General features: G+C 55.3%; 22 protein-coding genes. 4 read left to right on the top strand and 18 right to left on the bottom strand.

Annotation, left to right across the window (positions count from 1 at the left end; translation table 11 throughout):
- Positions 1-56: 56 nt before the first annotated feature.
- A complete protein-coding gene (locus WLO31_RS12180; protein WP_435926863.1) occupies positions 57-308 on the top strand; it encodes a hypothetical protein in 252 nt (83 codons plus the stop codon).
- Here WLO31_RS12180 and flhE read toward each other — a convergent pair.
- The 3 genes from flhE to flhB are packed head-to-tail and all read right to left on the bottom strand — an operon-like array spanning position 295 to position 3,909.
- Positions 295-687 carry a flagellar protein FlhE gene (gene flhE / locus WLO31_RS12185; protein ID WP_435926864.1) on the bottom strand — a complete coding sequence of 131 codons (393 nt, stop codon included), beginning with the start codon at positions 685-687 and terminating at the stop codon, positions 295-297. The two genes, WLO31_RS12180 and flhE, sit on opposite strands and share 14 nt — an antisense overlap.
- Entirely contained in the window at positions 687-2,765 is a 2,079-nt protein-coding gene (gene flhA / locus WLO31_RS12190; RefSeq protein WP_435926866.1) for a flagellar biosynthesis protein FlhA, read from the bottom strand. Before flhA ends, flhE begins: the two co-directional genes overlap by 1 nt.
- Entirely contained in the window at positions 2,758-3,909 is a 1,152-nt protein-coding gene (gene flhB / locus WLO31_RS12195) for a flagellar biosynthesis protein FlhB (protein WP_435926867.1), read from the bottom strand. Before flhB ends, flhA begins: the two co-directional genes overlap by 8 nt.
- Before the next feature lie 409 nt (positions 3,910-4,318).
- Here flhB and WLO31_RS12200 point away from each other — a divergent pair, with 409 nt between their 5' ends.
- Positions 4,319-4,510, top strand: coding sequence for a hypothetical protein (locus WLO31_RS12200; protein ID WP_435926868.1), 192 nt, complete (start codon positions 4,319-4,321; stop codon positions 4,508-4,510).
- A gap of 240 nt (positions 4,511-4,750) precedes the next feature.
- Here WLO31_RS12200 and WLO31_RS12205 read toward each other — a convergent pair whose 3' ends face one another.
- The 7 genes from WLO31_RS12205 to tar form a co-directional block, all read right to left on the bottom strand.
- On the bottom strand, positions 4,751-4,921 hold the full coding sequence (locus tag WLO31_RS12205) for a hypothetical protein (RefSeq protein ID WP_435926869.1): 171 nt from the start codon (positions 4,919-4,921) through the stop codon (positions 4,751-4,753).
- 181 nt (positions 4,922-5,102) lie between these two features.
- Positions 5,103-5,750: a protein phosphatase CheZ gene (gene cheZ, locus WLO31_RS12210; RefSeq protein ID WP_408639699.1), complete on the bottom strand. Its 648-nt coding sequence runs from the start codon at positions 5,748-5,750 to the stop codon at positions 5,103-5,105.
- A 10-nt stretch (positions 5,751-5,760) separates the two neighbouring features.
- Positions 5,761-6,150 carry a chemotaxis response regulator CheY gene (gene cheY, locus WLO31_RS12215; RefSeq protein WP_435926870.1) on the bottom strand — a complete coding sequence of 130 codons (390 nt, stop codon included), beginning with the start codon at positions 6,148-6,150 and terminating at the stop codon, positions 5,761-5,763.
- Positions 6,151-6,168: 18 nt separating this feature from the next.
- Positions 6,169-7,218 (bottom strand): protein-glutamate methylesterase/protein-glutamine glutaminase, encoded by a 1,050-nt coding sequence (locus WLO31_RS12220; RefSeq protein WP_435926871.1) that lies wholly within the window; start codon positions 7,216-7,218, stop codon positions 6,169-6,171.
- Complete coding sequence (cheR, locus tag WLO31_RS12225) at positions 7,215-8,081, bottom strand: protein-glutamate O-methyltransferase CheR (protein WP_435926872.1); 867 nt, start codon at positions 8,079-8,081, stop codon at positions 7,215-7,217. Before cheR ends, WLO31_RS12220 begins: the two co-directional genes overlap by 4 nt.
- Before the next feature lie 19 nt (positions 8,082-8,100).
- Positions 8,101-9,705, bottom strand: coding sequence for a methyl-accepting chemotaxis protein (locus tag WLO31_RS12230; RefSeq protein WP_435926873.1), 1,605 nt, complete (start codon positions 9,703-9,705; stop codon positions 8,101-8,103).
- A 57-nt stretch (positions 9,706-9,762) separates the two neighbouring features.
- Positions 9,763-11,433: a methyl-accepting chemotaxis protein II gene (tar, locus tag WLO31_RS12235; protein WP_435926874.1), complete on the bottom strand. Its 1,671-nt coding sequence runs from the start codon at positions 11,431-11,433 to the stop codon at positions 9,763-9,765.
- Between the two features lie 70 nt (positions 11,434-11,503).
- Here tar and WLO31_RS12240 point away from each other — a divergent pair, with 70 nt between their 5' ends.
- Entirely contained in the window at positions 11,504-11,632 is a 129-nt protein-coding gene (locus WLO31_RS12240; RefSeq protein WP_435926875.1) for a hypothetical protein, read from the top strand.
- A gap of 56 nt (positions 11,633-11,688) precedes the next feature.
- Here the strand turns inward: WLO31_RS12240 and cheW are convergent, their stop codons facing one another.
- The 6 genes from cheW to flhD form a co-directional block, all read right to left on the bottom strand.
- Positions 11,689-12,192, bottom strand: a complete 504-nt coding sequence (cheW, locus tag WLO31_RS12245) for a chemotaxis protein CheW (RefSeq protein WP_435926876.1) — start codon at positions 12,190-12,192, stop codon at positions 11,689-11,691.
- Between the two features lie 20 nt (positions 12,193-12,212).
- On the bottom strand, positions 12,213-14,222 hold the full coding sequence (gene cheA / locus WLO31_RS12250) for a chemotaxis protein CheA (RefSeq protein ID WP_435930598.1): 2,010 nt from the start codon (positions 14,220-14,222) through the stop codon (positions 12,213-12,215).
- A 10-nt stretch (positions 14,223-14,232) separates the two neighbouring features.
- Positions 14,233-15,165, bottom strand: a complete 933-nt coding sequence (motB, locus tag WLO31_RS12255) for a flagellar motor protein MotB (protein WP_435926877.1) — start codon at positions 15,163-15,165, stop codon at positions 14,233-14,235.
- Entirely contained in the window at positions 15,162-16,055 is an 894-nt protein-coding gene (gene motA / locus WLO31_RS12260; RefSeq protein WP_435926878.1) for a flagellar motor stator protein MotA, read from the bottom strand. The genes motB and motA overlap by 4 nt, the downstream gene beginning before the upstream one ends.
- A gap of 129 nt (positions 16,056-16,184) precedes the next feature.
- Positions 16,185-16,763 (bottom strand): flagellar transcriptional regulator FlhC, encoded by a 579-nt coding sequence (gene flhC / locus WLO31_RS12265; protein WP_435926879.1) that lies wholly within the window; start codon positions 16,761-16,763, stop codon positions 16,185-16,187.
- 4 nt (positions 16,764-16,767) lie between these two features.
- Positions 16,768-17,118 (bottom strand): flagellar transcriptional regulator FlhD, encoded by a 351-nt coding sequence (flhD, locus tag WLO31_RS12270; protein WP_435926880.1) that lies wholly within the window; start codon positions 17,116-17,118, stop codon positions 16,768-16,770.
- 810 nt (positions 17,119-17,928) lie between these two features.
- Here flhD and uspC point away from each other — a divergent pair.
- On the top strand, positions 17,929-18,357 hold the full coding sequence (uspC, locus tag WLO31_RS12275) for a universal stress protein UspC (protein ID WP_435926881.1): 429 nt from the start codon (positions 17,929-17,931) through the stop codon (positions 18,355-18,357).
- Between the two features lie 77 nt (positions 18,358-18,434).
- Here the strand turns inward: uspC and otsA are convergent, their stop codons facing one another.
- On the bottom strand, positions 18,435-19,859 hold the full coding sequence (gene otsA / locus WLO31_RS12280; protein WP_435926882.1) for an alpha,alpha-trehalose-phosphate synthase: 1,425 nt from the start codon (positions 19,857-19,859) through the stop codon (positions 18,435-18,437).
- Complete coding sequence (gene otsB, locus WLO31_RS12285; protein ID WP_435926883.1) at positions 19,834-20,640, bottom strand: trehalose-phosphatase; 807 nt, start codon at positions 20,638-20,640, stop codon at positions 19,834-19,836. The genes otsA and otsB overlap by 26 nt, the downstream gene beginning before the upstream one ends.
- Between the last annotated feature and the right edge of the window lie 98 nt (positions 20,641-20,738).

A 20,738-nucleotide genomic window follows, 5' to 3' on the forward strand; every position in this document is an offset into this window, starting at 1 on the left:
GCAGGTCACGGCCCCGAACGAGCCTGCGAGAAATCTTTCACGGGTAAGGTAAAAGTATGGGGCGTGAGAAACCTTTTCGTTTTTGCCACCCCCTGACAGATGCTGGCAAAATTACAAAGAGTGTCCGCATCGGTATCCCGATTTATAAAACAAGGGTTTATTTTTATCAAAAGAGAGGACTGGAAATGAGAGGTGAAGACAAAAATGCCGCAGCGAACGTGCGGCATTTATTCAGCATAGCGGGCGAGAAAGCCGCCGGGGAACAGGCGAAGGTCATTCAGCGTAATATTCCGCTCAGCGGTAGTTAACAATCACCTGATTGCTCTGCACGCGCAGCGGCGGGAAAAGTTTTCCGCCGCCCGGCACTTCCCAGACGAACCGCAGCGGCTCTGCGGCGGCCACGTTGGTCAGGCCACGCGTCGTGCCGCTCTGCCCCTCTATCGGTACGCAGCGGGTCACCGAACAGAGTTTGACGAGCAGGCCGCCCGGCGTCGGGCCAGTCAACTCGTAGCGCCAGGCGACAAGCGTCATCACGCCGTTAACCGGCTGTGACGGCGACAGCGCCCGGGACGAAGCGGCGACGCCGCGATGGGCGAGCGTCGCCCCCATGCCGCTGGCCTGCCAGCTGCCTTCACCGGCGGCCTGGGCGAACATCGGCAACAGCAAAAGCGCCAGCAGCAAACGCATTATTTCGCTCCTATCGTTGCGGTCATACGGATGTTGCGGTTGTCGGACAGCTCAAGGCTTGAAAGCACGACCAGCTGCGGCAGGCTGCGGCGCAGGAAGCGAGCCAGCAGCGGACGCAGCGCGTGGTTAACCAGCAGCACCGGCGGCGCGCCCAGCATCTCCTGACGCTGCAACGCCTCCTGACTTTGCTCCAGCAGACGGTCCGCAAGGCCCGGCTCCAGCCCGCTGCCGCCCTGTAAAGCCTGCAGTAACAGGCGCTCCAGCGCGGTATCTAACCCGATAACCTGGACTTCGCCCGTGCCCGGGAACCAGAGCTGGGTAATGGCGCGGCCTAAAGCCACGCGCACCACGGCGGTTAACTCATGGGGATCGCTTTGTATCGGCGCGTGTTCAGCCAGCGTTTCCAGAATCGTTCGCATATCGCGAATCGGCACCTTTTCGGCGAGCAGGTTCTGCAGCACCTTGTGCAGCGTGGTCAGCGTCACGACCCCCGGCACCAGATCTTCGGTCAGCTTCGGCATCTCCTGGGAGACGCGATCGAGCAGCTGTTGCGCTTCCTGACGGCCAAACAGCTCCGGCGCGAACTGGCCAATCAGGTGGTTGAGGTGCGTCGCCACAACCGTGCTTGCCTCAACGACGGTAAAGCCCTGGATCTGCGCCTGCTCTTTAAGGGCGCTTTCAATCCAGGTCGCCGCCAGGCCAAAGGCCGGATCGATTGTCGTCTCGCCGGGCAGGCTTCCGGCAGCGGTGCCCGGGTTAATCGCCAGCCAGCGTCCCGGATAGGCCTCACCGGCGCCGATCTCCACGCCCTTCATCAGGATGCGGTAGCGCGCCGGCGGCAGATCCATATTGTCGCGAATATGCACCACCGGCGGCAGGAACCCCATCTCCTGCGCAAACTTCTTACGAATGCTGCGGATACGCCCGAGCAGCTCGCCATCCTGCTGGAAATCCACCATCGGGATCAGGCGATAGCCCACTTCCATACCCAGCGAATCTTCGAGCTGAACGTCGTTCCACGTGGCTTCTACGGCCTGCGGATTCTCCGGCGCTTTCACCGGCGGCGGCGCCACAGGCGCGGCCATCTGGCGGCCACGCATCCACCACGCCAGCCCCAGCAGCGCGGCGGTAAACAGCAGGAAGACAAAGTTTGGCATGCCCGGCACCATGCCGAGCAGGCCCAGTACGGCGGCGCTTAACAGCATCACGCGTGGATTGTTGAACAGCTGGGTAACCATCTGCTCGCCCACGTCCTGATCGGTCGCCACGCGGGTCACGATAACGCCTGCCGCGGTGGAGATAACCAGCGCCGGGATCTGCGCAACCAGGCCATCACCGATAGTCAGCAGCGTGTAGCTTTCCGCCGCCGCGCCCACGGCCAGATCGTGTTGCAGTACGCCGACCAGCAGGCCGCCGACCACGTTAATCGCCATGATCATCAGCCCCGCCACGGCATCGCCGCGCACGAACTTACTCGCCCCGTCCATCGAACCGTAAAAATCCGCTTCCTGGGTCACTTCAGAGCGGCGTTTTTTAGCTTCATCTTCGCCAATTAACCCGGCGTTAAGATCCGCGTCAATCGCCATCTGTTTGCCGGGCATCCCGTCGAGGACGAAGCGCGCGCCGACCTCTGCGATACGCCCCGCCCCTTTGGTGATAACCATAAAGTTGATGATAACGAGGATGATAAACACCACGATACCGATGGCGAAGTTGCCGCCGACCAGGAAGTGGCCAAAGGCTTCAACCACGTGCCCCGCCGCCCCCGCGCCGGTATGCCCCTCCATCAGGATGATTCGCGTTGAAGCCACGTTCAGCGCCAGGCGCAGCAGCGTGGTAAACAGCAAAATGGTCGGGAACGCGGCGAACTCCAGCGTTTTCTGGGTGAACATCGCCACCAGCAGCACCATGATCGACAGGGCGATATTAAACGTGAACAGCAAATCAAGCACAAACGCGGGCAGCGGCAGCACCATCATCGACAGGATCAGCAGGATAAGTATCGGCCCGGCAAGGATTTGCCATTGCCCGGATTTCATGCTGGCAGGCAGACGCAACGTCGCGAGCAGATTAGCCATCGGAGTCCTTCTCATTCGCAAAGTCCAGTGCTTCTGGCACCGGTAGGTTTTCAGGTTTTTTCGGGATTAAGCCGCCCGCCACGCGCCAGCGACGCAGCTGCCAGACCCAGGCCAGCACTTCCGCCACGGCGGAGTACAGCTGCCCCGGGATTTGCTGGCCGATTTCAGCGTGCCGGTAAAGCGCGCGGGCAAGCGGCGGCGCTTCAAGCACCGGAATACGGTTTTCGTTGCCGATCTCGCGGATGCGCAGCGCAACGAGGCCGGCGCCTTTAGCCAGCACTTTCGGCGCGCTCATCTTTTTCTCATCGTACTGCAGCGCCACCGAATAGTGCGTCGGGTTGGTGACGATAACGTCGGCTTTTGGCACATCGGCCATCATGCGGCGACGAGCAATGGCGCGCTGCTGCTGGCGGATACGCCCTTTTACATGCGGATCGCCTTCCTGCTGCTTGTACTCGTCGCGAATATCCTGGCGGCTCATGCGTAGTTTTTTCAGGTTGCTAAAAATCTGGAAAAACACGTCAAACCCCACCATCGGGATCAGGCCCATCACAATCAGCAGGCCGCAGGCCGCCACCATATCCAGCGCGTGACGCAGCGCGGAAACAGGAGGCTCGCTTATCAGCCGCATCATATCCGGCCAGTTGTGCCATAAATACCAGGCGGTGACCGACCCGACCAGCGTGGCCTTCAGAAAAGCCTTCAGCAGCTCGGAGGCCGCCTGGGCTGAGAAGAGGCGCTTAAGGCCGGGCAGCGGGTTAAGCTTGCTGAACTTGAAAGCGATAGACTTCCCGCTAAACAGCAGGCCGCCAAGCAACATCGGTGCGGCTATCGCCACAATCACTAAGCCGCTCATCAGCGGCAGCAGCGCCCACACGGCCTGTTTAATCAGCAGGCTTATCTGATTCACAATCAGTCGCGGGTCGTTAATGATGCTGTGATCAAAGTGCAGGCCGGCAGACAACATGGCGGCAAGCCGGCGCGCCAGCGGTTCGCCTCCCATCCAGATGATGCTTAAGCCAGCCAGCACCATCAGCAAAGAGGTTAATTCCCGGGAACGGGGAATCTGCCCATCCTCACGCGCTTTCTCAAGCCGGTGGGGCGTGGGGGCTTCTGTTTTATCCTCGTCGCTACTTTCAGACACAGCATCAGTCTCGTGGCCGCAATTTCAAGCACAGCATGCCAGAGCGCCGTTGGGCTAATGGCGGGAAAATAGGGGGATTTATGCGTTTGTTTGTGGCGTTGACCTGCCCGCCTCCCTACTCTTTCTTCTATAGAGATTCATCTCAGCTATAAATTAGGTGCGATATATATAACAGACATGCTAAAAAACAGAACGAGGATAAATAAGTCATCGCAGTGACAAATAGTTATTTACTATAAAGCCAGAAAATAAATTATATATCTAATATTCACGCCGTAATTAATACTTAATTATGTAAAATAAAACTATAACAACAAGCATTAATAGAAATAATTGTTGCTTTTCTCAAAATTACCTCATAGAGTCCGACATATGGTAAATACATTTCGCTCTCCCGGCAGGGGGTTTAATGAAAAATAATTTTCAAATAGCCATAGCTAATAGTGCAGCATTATCCGCAACCATTTTAGCTGCCAGCTTTTCGACCCCCAGCTTCATGAGTAAAGGTGCAAACCTGGCTGATATATCTCTGGTGATTTTCGCTTTTTGGGGATTTAGATCTTTCATTTGCTGGTTGCTTAAATACCAAAAAGATATATAGCGCTAAATAATTAGTGTTTACGCTGGCGCATGAAAAGTCCATCCGGCCTTTCTCAGATATACAATTTTTATCGAGCGAGAAGGATGGTGTTTATATCATCACAAGGAGTAAAAAATGATTGCATTAAATACTGATAAAATGCATCTGCCTGGCAGGGGTAACGGCGCACCAGCTACCGTTGCGAATGCCGTCGGTGCCGGAGTAGCCCTGGGCGCGCTGGCAGGCATACCTGGAGGTCCATTAGGCGTTATTGGAAGTGCTTTCATGGGCGGTATGATGACAGCTATCGGCGCTACTGGTGGAGGATGGAGCGCAGCCGGGCAGGCAGCCGCGAATGCCGATGCAAATCGCTTCTTCAATGGCGGCAAGGATTAATATCTGCTGATTGATATGGCCCGCAATAAGGCTCATGCGGTTTCATTGTTGAATTGAGCCTCTCTTCTTGCAAAAACTTATCTGACAATATTTCAGCTATTTTCAGACAACTATAAACTCAGTAAAAAAGTTAATATCATCAAAAAATAAAATTAGCATCCGTTACGCCTTTATCACATTAAAGCGCCCTCACCCAACGGCGAAGGCGTTTAAATAATCAGAACCCCAAACTGTCCAGCAAATCATCAACCTGGTCCTGGCTTGCCACCACGCCTGCGGCGGTAGCATCCATTTGCGGGCCGTTGAGCAGGCCTTCATTGACGCGTTTTGCGCGCGCGTCCGGCTCGGGCATATTTTCCAGCAGCACCATCAGCAGCTGGCGCTCAATCTCCTGGATAACGTCCATCATGCGCTTGATGACCTGACCGGTCAGATCCTGGAAATCCTGCGCCATCATAATTTCCAGCAGCTGCGCGTTGGTAAAGCTTGTGTGTTCCGGCACGCCCGAAAGGTAGTTACGGGTATCGGTCACCAGCTCTTTTGCATCGCTTAGCTCAATAGGATTTTCGAACCAGGCATCCCAGCGCCCGGTTAGCGCCTTCGCGCCGGACTCCAGTTTGTTCTGGTGCGGCTGAGAAAGCTCAACGCAGTTCAGCGCGCGTTCGGCGGCCTGCGCGGTCATCTGCACCACGTAGTCCAGGCGGTCGCGGGCGTCTGGAATCGCTTCCGCCGCTTCGGCAATCGCCTGATCCAGACCAAGCTCACGCAGGCTGTCGCGCAGCATGCGGGTCAGGCTGCCAATGCGCGCGATTATATCGGTTGGCGACTGATGTAACTCCATCGCCGGATTTGTCGATGAGTGCATTTGCCCCTCCTTACATGCCAAGCTTTTCGAAGATCTTGTTCAGCTTCTCTTCCAGGGTCGCGGCGGTAAACGGCTTCACAACGTAACCGCTGGCCCCGGCCTGTGCTGCCGCGATGATGTTCTCTTTTTTCGCTTCCGCCGTGACCATCAGTACCGGCATGGCCGCCATGGTGCCATTTGCACGAATGGTTTTCAGCAGCTCAAGACCGTCCATGTTTGGCATGTTCCAGTCAGAGATAACAAAACCAAAACCGCCAGCCTGCAGCTTGTTCAGCGCATCCACGCCATCTTCCGCTTCTTCTACGTTGTTAAAACCCAGCTCTTTAAGCAGGTTACGTACGATGCGACGCATGGTAGAAAAATCGTCTACCACCAGAAACTTAAGCTCTTTGTCTGCCATAAAATTCGGGCTCCTGTGTTAAATACGTATTGCCTGTCCGGCACTAATTTTCGCCAGCATCTGCTGGCTTACCTGGCTTAAATCGACCACTTCGCTGACGCCACCGCTATTGATGGCCTCACGCGGCATGCCGAACACCACACAACTTGCTTCGTTCTGGGCCAGAGTCCAGGCTCCGGCCTGGTGCATCGCCAGCATGCCGGCGGCACCGTCATTACCCATTCCGGTGAGGATCACCCCCACGGCATTACGGCCGGCAAATTTCGCCACCGAATGGAACAGCACATCCACGGCCGGGCGATGCCGGTTCACGGGCGGGCCGTCGTGTAATTTGATTTGATAGTTTGCGCCGCTGCGCGACAGCTCCATGTGCTTATCACCGGGCGCAATATAGGCGTGTCCGGGCAATACGCGTTCGCCGTCTTCTGCTTCTTTCACCGCAATCTGGCACAGCTTGTTCAGACGCTCGGCAAAAGAGCGGGTAAAACCGGGCGGCATATGCTGAGTAATCAACACCGCCGGGCTTGAAAGCGGCAGCGGTTGCAGCACATGACGGATAGCTTCCGTCCCTCCGGTGGAAGCGCCGATAGCAATCAGCTTTTCGGAACTCAGCAACGGGCCGGCCTTAAGCTGCGCGGGAGCTGCCGTTGGCGCGCGCGCTGCCAGCTTCGCTTTCGCCGCGGTACGAACTTTTTCGGCGATGGTTTCGCTGTAGGCGAGCATGCCTTCACGAATGCCCAGCTGCGGCTTGGTGACGAAATCGATCGCCCCCAGTTCGAGCGCGCGCAGCGTCACCTCCGAACCTTTCCCCGTCAGCGACGACACCATGACCACCGGCATCGGACGCAGGCGCATCAGCTTTTCCAGAAAGTCGAGGCCGTCCATGCGCGGCATTTCCACATCCAGCGTCAGGACGTCCGGGTTAAACTTTTTAATCAGATCGCGGGCAACCAGCGGATCTGGCGCCGTGGCAACCATTTCCATGTCGCTGTGGCTGTTAATAATTTCTGTCATGATCTGGCGCATCAGGGCGGAATCATCAACGGACAGCACTCTTATTTTTGTCATGATCTTTCCTTACTCAGACCGTAGACCGTCTGACCACGCAGCCAGAACTCACGACTGAGATTACTGAAATTCTCTGAATGCCCGGCAAACAATAAGCCGCCTGGTTTTAACAGGGGGACAAAGCGGCTTAAAATGTCTTGTTGTGTTGTTTTGTCGAAATAAATCATGACATTGCGACAAAAAATAGCGTCAAAAGGTCCCGCAATCGACGCCTGCTTATCCAGCAGGTTAACCGTCCCAAATTCAACGTGGCAAGCCAGGTCGCTTCTGACCCGCACCAGCCCGTCATGCGGGCCGGTTCCACGCATGAAATAGCGCTGCATCTGCTGGGGAGAGAGCGTTTTAAGCTCTTCCTGGCGATAAACTCCGCTTTGCGCCTTTTCCAGCACCTGGGTGTCGATGTCGCTGGCAAACACCTTCCAGCGGCCCGGCGCCATGCCCAACGCATCAGCGAGCGTGATAGCGATGGAGTACGGCTCTTCCCCTGTGGAGGCCGCGGCGCTCCAGACGCGATACTCGCCGTTGCGCTTACGGGCATGATCGGCGAGCACCGGGAAGTGGTGACCTTCGCGGAAAAACGCCGTCAGGTTAGTGGTCAGCGAGTTGATAAACGCCTGCCACTCCGCGCTGTTGGCGTTCGACTCCAGCATGCCCAGATAGCGCCCGAAATCATCAAGCCCTAAGGTACGCAGGCGGCGGACCAGGCGGTTGTACACCATGTCCCGCTTGTGGTCCGCCAGCACAATCCCTGCGCGTTGGTATATCAATTGACATATCCGACGAAAATGCGTGTCGGACAGCGGTAGACGCTGTGTCATCTGTAACATTAATGACGTTTGTCCCAAGGACTGCGGTGATGTCATAGCGCCTTCTCAGTCACAATCAAGGGGTGGCCAGCACCCCGGAGGTTTCGATTTCCCCGGTTTCGCGTCGATCGTCAACGCTTGCCAGATTAAACACAGAGACTACGCCGGTTAAATGTTCAGCCTGGTTGGCCAGGGCATCGGTTGCGGCTGCCGCTTCTTCTACTAAGGCGGCGTTTTGCTGCGTAACCTGATCCATCTGGCTTACTGCCTGAGCCACCTGCTCAATTCCCCGGCGTTGCTCATCCGACGCCGAAGCAATTTCTCCCATGATGTCGTTCACCTGCGTTACGGAACGCACGATTTCAGCCATCGTGGTCGCTGAGGTATCCACCAACTGCGAGCCCTGTTGCACGCGGTTAATCGACTCTTCAATCAGTACTTTAATCTCTTTCGCCGCCTGAGCGCTGCGGCTTGCCAGGTTACGTACTTCGCCCGCCACCACCGCGAATCCGCGGCCCTGTTCGCCAGCGCGAGCGGCCTCAACGGCGGCGTTCAGCGCGAGAATATTGGTCTGGAAGGCGATCCCGTCGATGACGCTGGTGATGTCGCCAATCTTTTGCGAGCTGCCGGCAATATCGTGCATGGTGCGGGCCACGTTTGCGGCCTGCTGGCCGCCCTGCTTCGCGGTATCCGCGGCGCTGCGGGAAAGCTGCGCGGCCTGGCGAGCGTTATCGGCGTTCTGGCCGACGGTCGCCGTCAGTTGCTCCATGCTGGCGGCGGTTTGTGCAAGGGAAGCCGCCTGCTCTTCGGTACGCGCGGAAAGATCGTTATTGCCAGCGGCGATTTCAGCGATGCCGGTATGCATAGCGCTGCTGCCCTGGCGTACTTCCGTTACCGTCTCTTTGAGCGAGTCCTGCATATTCTTCAGGCTGCGGAAAATCTCGGAGATTTCGTTACGCCCGAAGACCGCAATCGGCTTCGCCAGATCGCCTGCTGCAATGCGGTCAAAGTGGTTACGCACAATCGCCAGCGGCTGCACGATCATCTTGCGCGACCAGGCGATCGAGCCCAGCAGCATCACGATGGCGATCGCCACCATGCTGATGAAAATTACCGCGGAGATATGGTAATTTTTCTCGCTTTCGCCGCTTGCCGCCGCCACGATATCGTTGATGCTTTGCTGCCAGGCATTAAAGTTAGCGTCAAAAATTCCCTGCGATTTCTGCACCGGCGCGCTCAGGAAATCCGATAGCTGGTTGCTCTCAAGCCAGGTGGCCTGATGCTGCAGGTCGTCGCGATAGCTGGCGTAACTTTGCTTAGTTGACGCCAGCATTTCCCCACTCTCTTTGCTGGTCGTCGGGATCTCAAGGAACTGGTTAAACAGCATATCTGCCTGTTTCAGGCTGCCGCGCGCGCTCGCCATCAGACGCTTAATGTCCTCCGGCGGATAGCTGAGCGCCGTAAGCGTACCGGCACGGTTTAAGGCGGTGCTGGCCTGCAGCAGGGCTGAACGGCTTTGGGTTAACGTATCGCGCTGGTGATTACTCGCCTCGACCATTTTCAGGTTCTGGAAATCGTCACGAAAAGCCCAGAAGGACAAACCATTACTACCAATCTGCAGCAGGCCGCAGAGAATCAATATCAGGAACAGGCTGGTCGAAATTCGGATACGGTTTAACATCAAAGCTTCCCTCGGCCGGCACGTCTGCCGGCGTTTATGTGTGGTCAGAAAGGGTGATTAGAATGTTTCCCAGTTATCATCCCCGCCGGCGGTTGCCGGTTTACGCGGAGATAAGGTCACAGCGCTGGCTGTCGCGATAACAGGCGGTGCGGTAATGCGTTGCGGCGCGCCTTCACTTTGCAGACGGAAAGCCGCAACGGACTGGGTCAGCAGGCTGGCCTGCTCTTCGAGCGCCGCCGCCGCGGAAGCGGATTCCTCAACCAACGAGGCGTTCTGCTGGGTCACCCGGTCCATCTCTGAAACCGCAAGCGCAACCTGGTCAATGCCGCGGCTTTGCTCGTCGGAAGCAGATGCGATTTCGCCCATGATGTCGGTCACGCGGGTCACGGCGCTGACGATATCGCTCATGGTTTCCCCGGCGCTTTCCACCAGCACGGAACCGGTGTCTACGCGGGAAACGGAATCTTCAATCAGGGATTTGATTTCTTTGGCGGCCTGCGCGCTGCGGCTTGCCAGGTTACGCACTTCGCCTGCCACTACTGCAAATCCGCGCCCCTGCTCTCCGGCGCGCGCGGCTTCCACCGCGGCGTTAAGGGCAAGGATGTTCGTCTGGAAGGCGATGCCGTCGATAACGCTGGTGATATCGGCGATCTTTTTCGAAGAGCCGGCGATTTCATGCATGGTTTTCACCACGCCATCGACAACTTTTCCACCGCGCGAAGCCGTTTCGGAGGCGCTTAACGCCAGCTGCGAAGCCTGACGGGCATTATCCGCATTCTGTTTCACGGTGGCGGTAAGCTGCTCCATGCTGGCGGCGGTCTCTTCAAGCGAGGCGGCCTGCTGCTCGGTACGTGAGGATAAATCGTTGTTGCCCGCCGCAATTTCAGTCGCGCCGCTGTAAATCGCGTCGGAACCTTCACGCACGCTGCCCACGGTAATAATCAGCTCCCGCTGCATATGCTGGACGCTGGCCGTGAGCTCGCTCATTTCATTACGTCCCTGCACAACGATATTTTCCGTCAGGTTGCCGTTGGCGATTTCACGGATATGGCCGATGACGATGGCTAAAGGCTTCAGGAGAATATTACGTATGCCGAACCATACCAGCACGATTACCGCGGCAAGGGCTAAAGCAAGGCCCCCGATCTGCCATTTGGCAAAGCCGTAATCTTCATTGCTGGTCAGGTAAGTCTGTTCATAAATGCGGTCGTTAAGCGCAAGGTACTGCAGGAAGCCTTTCTCAAGCGCGTTTTGCATGCCCTGGGTAGGCTGGGCGAAATAAGCATCCAGGTTGCCCTTTTCCAGGAAGCCGATAAGCTCGCTCAGCGCCCGATGATAATTTTGATAATCATCATCAATGCCTTTTACCACCGCTTCCATTTCCGCAGAGACGGGCGGCACCTGCCTGAAGGCGGCGTAGTGCTTGCCCGATTCCGCAAGCGTCGCTTTGGCGCTGTTGAGCAAATCAGCTTTAGCCGCGCTCTGGCCGTTGCTGGCGTCCAGCAGCGAACGGGCTGACGAACGGCTGAGGTTAATACGGGTTTGCAGCATTAAGTCCCAGGCGTAATGCAGCTCGGATTGTTGAACGCGTAACTCTCGGGTAACGCTGGAGTTATCGTTATTATCTTTTAATGCGCTAAAAAACATTCCGCCTGACATGAGCTGCAGCAGCGAAAACACTACCAGCACCATCATCAGCATGGTGACCACGCGAATACGGTTCAACATATAACACCCTATGAATGACTTGTTATCGATGTTATCGGCATCCGCCTGGGGAACTTTACGTGAAATTAGGATGAGTCTGATGCAGCGGCGATTTAATAATGCTATGGACAGCGCCCCTTTTTCGGGCATACGTCGTCACGCCGTTAACGTGCCGGATAACGGCGTGACGACGGCGGCTGAAGAAAAGATCGGGGCTTGATTTGCGGCAGGATAAGCGGTGGATAAGCGAAGCGTCATCCACCGCCAGAATGAAACTTAAGCTACGCGGCTGGTCGCCACGTCAACCAGCGCCATCTCTTCGCTGTTCAGCAGCTTTTCGATATTCACCAGAATCAGCATGCGCTCACCGAGCGCGCCAAGGCCGGTCAGGTATTCGGTAGAGAGCGTGACGGCAAACTCTGGCGCCGGGCGGATCTGCTCGGCGGTCAGCGACAGCACGTCGGACACGCCGTCCACCACGATGCCTACCACGCGCTGGCCCAGGTTCAGGACGATAACCACGGTGTTTTCGTTGTACTCAACGTCGCTCTGATCGAACTTCACGCGCAGATCGAGGATCGGCACAATCACACCGCGCAGGTTGGTTACGCCTTTGATGAATGCTGGCGTATTAGCGATACGGGTGACCTGGTCGTAGCCGCGAATTTCCTGCACCTTCAGGATGTCGATGCCGTACTCTTCATCGCCGAGCGTAAACACCAGGAACTCCTGGCCTGATGGCTCCCCGGTCAATTTTGTCACATTGGTTAATCCGTTCATTTGGGTACCTATTTTACTCTTCAGGAAAGGGCGGCAGTGCCGGCCAGACGTTGTTCACGGTTTAAGGTTTGCAGCGCGGAAACATCAACGATCAGCGCAACGCTGCCGTCGCCAAGAATGGTGGCGGCAGAAATTCCCGGGACTTTGCGATAGTTGCTTTCGAGGTTTTTCACCACCACCTGATGCTGGCCAATCAGCTGATCGACCAGCAGCGCATAGCGACGGCCCGCGCTTTGCAGAATAACGACGATGCCCTGAGTCGCCTCGGTTTTCGCCCCTTCCACATCAAAGAGTTTCCACAGCTCGACCAGCGGCAGATATTCACCGCGCACTTCAAGCACGCGCTCGCCGCCCGCCAGCGGATGCAGATCGTCATCCTTCGGCTGCAGCGACTCCATTACCGCATTCAGCGGCAGAATGAAGACTTCATCGGCGACCTTAACGGACATGCCGTCAAGGATGGCAAGCGTCAGCGGCAGCATAATGCGGATGGTGGCGCCGGCGCCGGCTTTAGACTGGATCTCAACGTGGCCGCCCATCTCCTGGATGTTTCGTTTCACCACGTCCATGCCCACGCCGCGGCCTGAGACGTCGGTCACCTGCTCGGCGGTAGAGAAGCCCGGGGCGAAGATCAGCATGCCGACTTCATCGTCGGACATGTTTTCGTTCACCGCCATGCCCTGGGAAAGCGCTTTGGCAAGGATGCGCTCGCGGTTAAGACCGGCGCCGTCGTCGGTCACTTCGATGCAGATGTTGCCGCCCTGGTGTTCTGCGGATAGCGTCAGATTACCCACTTCGGACTTACCGGCAGCGCGGCGTTTATCCGGCGACTCAATGCCGTGGTCGAGGCTGTTACGCACCAGGTGCGTTAACGGGTCGATAATACGTTCAATCAGGCTCTTATCGAGTTCAGTTGAGCTGCCCAGCAGGGTCAGTTCTACCTGCTTATTAAGCTTGCCGGCCAGATCGCGCACCAGCCGCGGGAAGCGGCTGAAGACGTATTCCATCGGCATCATACGAATCGACATCACCGACTCCTGCAGGTCGCGCGCGTTACGCTGCAGCTGTCCCATGCTGGTGATCAGTTCGCCATGGTTAACCGGGTCCAGCTCGTTGGAGCGCTGGGCCAGCATCGACTGGGTGATCACCAGCTCGCCCACCAGGTTGATCAACTGGTCGACTTTTTCCACCGCCACGCGGATGCTGGTTGATTCCGCTACGCGCGGCGCAGGTTTTTCTGCGCGGGCGACAGGTTTTGCCGCAGGCGTTGCCACTTCCGCCACCGCGGCAGGCGTTGCCGCAACCTCAACCGGTGCCTTTTCTTCTGCCGCTTCCACTACGGTGGCGCTCGCCGCCAGCGGCAGGAATTCGATCTGCTCAGGTTCGATGACAAAACAGAGCACGGCGGTAATGTCATCAGCGCTGACGCTTGTTTCAAGCGTTGCGGCCACCGAGCTTGCATTTTTTTCAATGTCGCTAAGCGTGCCGAGGTTTGCCAGCTCTTCGAGCAGCAGATCGCGTTCGCTCTCTTTCAGCCCGCTGATAGCAACGCGCAGTTTGCCCTCGTTTGCGGCGGCCCCGGCTTTGGACGGCGCCTCCTTTTCAACGACGGTCAGTTTAGCTGGCGCGGCTGCCGCTTCACCTTTGGCTTCAAGCGCCAGCTGGCGCAGCGCTTTACAGATATAGTCGAAGCTCTGGGCATCAGGCTCCGTTGAGCTTTTATAGGCATCCAGCTGCTCTTGCATAATATCTTTGGTTTCCAAAAACAGGTTGATAATGTCGGTATTGAGCTGCATTTCACCGCGCCGGGCCTCGTCAAGCAGGTTCTCCATTAAATGGGTGGTCTCCTGCAGCACGGAAAAGCCAAACGTACCGGCACCTCCTTTTATCGAGTGGGCCGCGCGGAATATGGCGTTAAGCTGCTCTGAATCTGGCGCCTCGGGAACCAGGTCCAGCAGATGCTGTTCCATATCGGCCAGTAGCTCGTCGGCCTCGTCAAAAAACGTCTGGTAAAAATCGCTGATATCCATGCTCACGCTATCACCTCGTAGCTGGTTGTGGCGGTAAAGTGGACTGCACCGGCGCCACGGCAGCAGGTTCTTTCAGAGTGCTTAACGGAAGGTTTGCGCTCTCTGCGTTTTCATGCACGATGGCTTGTTCGGCTTCTTTATTTAGCACCAGCAAACTGATGCGACGGTTAATGGCGTCTTCCGGACCACGGTCGGTTACGCGCATCGTGGAGGCCATGCCCACCACGCGCAGCACTTTCCCATCGGTTAGGCCGCCGTACATCAGCTCGCGACGTGAAGCGTTCGCGCGGTCAGCGGAAAGCTCCCAGTTGCTGTAGCCAAGCTCGCCCATGGCGTACGGCAGATCGTCGGTGTGGCCGGAAAGACTAATTTTGTTTGGAATATCATTGAGCAGCGGCGCGATGCTGCGCAGGATGTCGCGCATGTAAGGCTCAACTTCCGCGCTGCCGTTTTTAAACATGGGACGGTTCTGGCTATCGATAATCTGAATGCGCAGCCCCTCCTGGACCAGGTCGATTTGCAAATGCGGACGCAGCGCCCGCAGTTTCGGATCGGTCTCAATCAGCTGGTCAAGCTGGTTACGCAGGCGCTTGAGGCGGCTGGTTTCCAGGCGCTTTTTCAGCTCGTCAAGGTTCGGGCTTTTTTTCACTTCCCCCTGCTGTTGGGTCACATCGTCGCCCCCGCCGGGGATTGGGCTTTCGCTGTCGGCGATGCGCTGTCCGCCGGTTATTGCGGCGCTGAGCGGGGTTTTAAAATAATCGGCAATCTGCGCCAGCTCTTTGGGGCTGGCGATGGAGATCAGCCACATCACCAGAAAAAACGCCATCATGGCGGTCATAAAGTCCGCGTAGGCGATCTTCCAGGAGCCGCCGTGGTGTCCGCCTCCGTGGCCTTTGTGCTTGCGTCGTCTTACGACAACGATGGGATGGGCCTGATTCTTCATACTTCTTCTTCCGTGGCGCGCGCCTGGGCATTTGGTGAGCGGACGGCACGAACGTGCTCTTCAAGCTCAACAAAGGACGGGCGCTCGCTGGAATAGAGCGTTTTACGGCCAAACTCTACGGCGATTGGCGGCGCGTAGCCGTTGAGGCTTGAAAGCAGCGTCACTTTTACGCACTGCATCATCTTGGTGGTTTCACCGCTTTTCTGGCGCAGCACGGTGGCCAGCGGCGAAATAAAACCGTAGGCCAGCAGGATGCCGAGGAATGTCCCCACCATGGCATGCGCAATCAGGCCGCCGAGCTCCGCCGCTGGCCTGTCGGCTGACGCCAGGGCGTGTACTACCCCCATTACCGCAGCAACAATGCCGAATGCGGGCAGAGAATCTCCCATTAATGCGAGGCTGTTAGCCGGAATTTCCGTTTCGCTTTCGTAGGTTTCAATCTCTTCATCCATCAGGGCTTCAATTTCGAAGGTATTCATATTGCCGCTGATGATCAGGCGTAAATAATCAACGATAAAATCAAGCATTATGGCATCGGCTAAAATACGCGGATAGCTGGCAAAGATTTCACTTTCTTTAGGATTTTCAATGTCGCGCTCCAGCGAAAACATCCCTTGCTGACGAGACTTCGCCATCAGGCGGTAAAGCAGCGCCATCAGGTCCATATACATACTTTTGGTATATTTCGAACGGCGAAACAGCAGCGGCAGCGCTTTCAGCGTGCTTCTGATAGCTTTGCCATTGTTACCGACGATAAAAGCACCAATGCCTGCGCCACCTATGATGACAAATTCAGCGGGCTGATAGAGCGCCCCCAGGTGACCACCGGTCATCATATAGCCGCCGAAAACTGTCCCGAGTACGACCAGGTAACCTATTAATATCAGCACGAGTCAGTCCTTCTGCTGTGGAGTGTGGCAAGGACTTACAGGAGAGCGGCGTCTAAGCCCGTGGTACAGGGCAAAAAAAAGCAGCGGTAATTGCTTACCGCTGCTGGAGTTGCTCGTACACAAGGCCTGTTACATGGCCTGTTCTACCTGTTCATCCAGCAGTTGTGGAATAATATCGGCAGTGTTTGTAGAAAGTTTACGTCTTTTTACCGCTCGTGATGGCGGCTGGCATAAACTGCAGGCGAAGCTGCCCGGAGGCTGGTGCGCATGGGTGATAAAGTTGCCGTTACAGCAGTTGCAACGGCTTAACTGCAGCATTCCGCTTTCAACGAATCGAACCAGCGTCCAGGCGCGAGTCAGCGCCAGAAGCGGGCCCTCAGCCGGTGAAGGACACTGCTCAAGATACAAACGATAAGCTTTAATGACCGCATCAACGCCGCTGCATTGTCCGCTACGCAGCAGGAATTGCCATGCGTTACAGAACATCGAGGCGTGAATGTTTTGCTCCCACGTCATAAACCAGTCGGTGGAAAAAGGCAGCATACCTTTCGGCGGCGGACTGCCGCGCAGCTCTTTATAGAGCTTTATCAACCGACCGCGGCTGAGCTGCGTTTCGCTTTCGAGCATCTGCAGCCTGGCGCCCAGGGTAATAAGCTCCATCGCAAGCTGTATGTCGTGTGCTTCCTGGACAATGCTTTTTTCGCTCATTTTGTTACGCCCTTTTTTTCTTCGGTGCCTCGTCGCTGGCTGACACCTCATTTAATAAGCGGGTGGATAACAAAATACCCGTATGAATTTGTTGTAGATCATCCACACGCGATTCTTGCGTTAAGCGATTGATAGTCTGGTTATCGTTAAAACGGAACTGACAAATCAGCTGATTGGTCTCCGCCAGTTTTACCATCTGTGGCAGCGTTAATTCTCTTAAGGTATTTGCCATATCTTCGGCGATCCCTAAACGAAACATTGCCGAAGCTTTATCCTGACTAATAAGTCTTTGAGCAAGCAGTAAATAAGACAAATTAATGTCATAAATATGTTTTAGTAACTCGGATGTATGCATTTTCCCCATCCCGAATAACCAATTATTTTATGCGGTTGAACCGCACCCCGTGATGTCCCCGGGCAAACCCGGTAAAAAAGTGACGCAATCGTTAAGGCCAAAAATGTATTAGTTGATGCTGCACTCCGACAGCGGCCCTGGTCTGGTTAAGACCGGGCAACTTTGTTGTCAGACCGCGTAACGTCTTTCTTAATTCTCTTACAAAAAACTAAGATTTTTCCTAATTCGCGCAAACTCTACTCGCTGCCTATAGCACATACAATGCAGCCAGCCGCGATTTTAGAATTTATGTGATCCGTATCACATAAATTTACCATATATCTTAGTGAAAACCATCAGCCGGGCTTTTCATTTGGGTGTTTTTTAACCAAATCAGCGATTTTCACCGTTCCAGGCGGGGAATAGATTTACTTTTGAACAACAACTTCGTGACTTTTCAAGCATTTCCTTGCCACCGGCTGGTTAAAACCTGCGAAGCAGATCACACTTTACACATAAATAAGCCTGTATTGTTATAATTATCATGAAGTTATATTAATTGGTTTTTGAACTTTTACCTCTGATGACCATTACAGATGGGCTAATTCCCCTAAGTTATTATCTGTTTTTGGCCCTAAAAATAATTCTAAAGTTTGATTGTTTTTTCGCCGTTTTCTGACAGCAACGGATGTTGCGAATTCATTACTTAAGAATAACTTAACTATTTTCATGAACGGGCTCACATTTCTTGCGGTTGCTGCCGTTGCACCTGTGTTAAAAGCGGAGTATGGGTTTTATTAGCAGGCGCCCAGTGCGCTACAGGAGGAAGGCATGAGTTATACGCATGTGCTGGTTGCCGTTGCCGTCACGCCGGAAAGCCATCAATTAATACGCAAGGCCGTATCCATTGTTAAACCGGTCGACGGACGTATCACGCTGATAACGCTGGCTTCCGATCCGGAGATCTACAATCAGCTCGCCGCGCCGATGATGGAGAATTTGCGTGAATTAATGCTCGAAGAGACGCAGCTTTTTCTGGAAGAGTTGATTAGTAAGGCGGGTTATCCCATTGAGAAAGCCCTGATCGCCACGGGTGAGCTCAGCGAGCATATTCTCTCGGTGTGCGAGCAGCAAAACGTGGATTTAGTCATCTGCGGTAACCACAATCAAAGCTTTTTCAGCAAAGCGATTTGTTCTGCAAAAACGGTGGTTGCATCGAGTAAAGTAGATGTGCTGTTAGTGCCGCTTGTTGAGAAGTGACAGGGAAAAGCTCCGTTTTTCTCCCCTGTCACAGAGATATAAGGCGGCAGCAAATGCGCTATCCGCCGTTTATAATATTATGCCAGTCGGGGAAAGGTCGCCACTTTCTGCTGCAGATGAGACGCATCGCTACGCGGCGTTACCTGCTTTAGATCGCCCACGAATCTCTCCTGCCAGCGGTGAATGTCGTTACGGCAAATCACTTCCATCATTTCGCTATGCCGTGAAATTCGCTCGGCTAAAGGCATGGTTAACGCCCTGTTAAGCGCGCTCGCCACGTCGTCCCGATCGTAGGGATTAACAATCAGCGCCGAGGTCAATTCATTAGCCGCACCGGCGAATTTCGATAATATCAGCACCCCGGGGTTAGCCGGATCCTGGGCCGCCACGTACTCTTTTGCCACCAGGTTCATACCGTCACGCAGCGGCGTAACCAGCCCGACTTCGGCGTAACGGAAGACCTTCATCAGCAGTTTGCGGTCAAAATGCTGGTTGAGATAATAAAGCGGCGTCCAGCCCAGCTGGCCATATTTACCGTTGATGCGCCCCGCTTCTGTCTCAAGCTGATGGCGAATATCCTGATAGGCCTGCACATCCCCTCTGGAGGTAGGCGCAATCTGGGTGTAACGGATTTTGCCGTGGTGCTGCGGATAATTTTCCAGCAGCGCCTCAAAGGCGAGGAAGCGTTCCGGCAGCCCTTTAGAATAATCGAGGCGCTCCACGGAGAAGATATTCTTGATACTGCCCAGCTCAGACTTAAGCTGTACAAGCTTCGGCGGCAGCGGCCCTTTGGCATTCTGCGCAATCTCTTCCGGCTCAATACCAATCGGATAGACTTCGGTGCGGAAGCTTTTGCCGAAGGCCTGGTACTGATGCTTACCTTTATTCTCAAGGCGCGTCATGCTCGCAATGCAATCGAGGAACGCCAGGCGATCGTTTTCCGTCTGGAAGCCCAGCAGATCGTAATCGCACAGCGCTTCAATCAGCTCCTCATGCGGCGGCAGCGCGTTAAACACTTCCGGCGTCGGGAAAGGAATGTGCAGGAAAAAGCCGATACGATTATGCAGCCCCAGCTTGCGGCATTCGGCTGCAAAAGGCAGAAGGTGATAATCGTGGATCCACAGAATATCGTCTTTTTCTACCAGCGGTTTAAGCTTGTTTGCCAGCAGCGTATTCACGCGCTCATACCCTTCCCAGGCTTCACGCTGGAAATCAACCAGATCGAGACGATAGTGGAAAGCAGGCCACAGAACCGCGTTAGAAAACTGCAGGTAATACTGCTCGTAATCTTCTTCACACAGGTTAAATGAAGCCCAGGTGATGTTGCCATGGGTGACCTTTTTTAGCGGCGCATCGGGATCGCCGATTTCCCCGCTCCAGCCAAACCATAGCCCGCCCGCAGCCTTCAGGGCGCCTAAAATACCAACCGCAAGGCCGCCTGCGCCCGCTTTTTTGTCATCCGGTGGTGCGATGCGATTAGAGACTACTACTAAGCGACTCATAATCTTCTCCCCGTAAAGTTTCTGTCTTTTGTTGTTTTTCTATGTGATGCGTCAGTTTGCCCAGCCAGTGATAAACCATCCTGACATTGGCGAGGCGATAAGTTGCAAGGGTGTCGCCCGTGCCGACTTTAATCGTCAGGCCTCCCAGGGCGTTGACCTGCTTAAACCCGGCCTCATCGGTAAGATCGTCACCAATAAAGATGGGCGTGCGGCCTGCGAACGGCGCTTCCTGCATAAAGGCGCGAATGGCCGCGCCCTTGTTGATGCCGAGCGGTTTAAGCTCCACGACGCATTTCCCCGGCTGCAACGCCAGCTGCGGGAAACGTTTGGTCAGCTGTTCCGCCAGCTGCATGATAGCCTCTTGCGCTTCCGGCGCCTGCCGGTAGTGCAGCGCGAACGCCATGCCTTTGGCTTCAAGTTCGGTGCCCGGCATCAGCGCCAGGGCCTCAGAGAGTTCCTGCTGCAGGGTTTTAACCAACGGCACCGGCAGCGTCACCACGTGGGTTTTATCATTGATATCGCGGCGCTCCGCCCCGTGAACCCCCGCAAGAGGGAAATGGAACGGCGTGGCGAGCTTATCGAGCTCGGCCATGGAACGCCCTGAGATCAACGCCAGTGCCCCATCGCTCATTACGGACATTTTCTGCAGCAACGTGCGCACCGCGGCGGGGATATAGACCTGATCCGGGTGCGGTTTGATTTCAGCCAGAGTGCCATCGAGGTCAAAGAAAAAAGCAAGATTGCCGGAAAGTAAAGGCGGTACAGATACGACTTCAGCCACCTGTGGCTCCTCCTTAATGGATAAAAATTGTCACCGAACCGGTAACTTAAAATTAATATTAGCCATGTAAGTATAGACAGGGAGAACGGTGTCGCAAT

This window comes from Dryocola sharpae (genome assembly GCF_051307055.1).
Classification (GTDB): Bacteria; Pseudomonadota; Gammaproteobacteria; order Enterobacterales; family Enterobacteriaceae; genus Dryocola.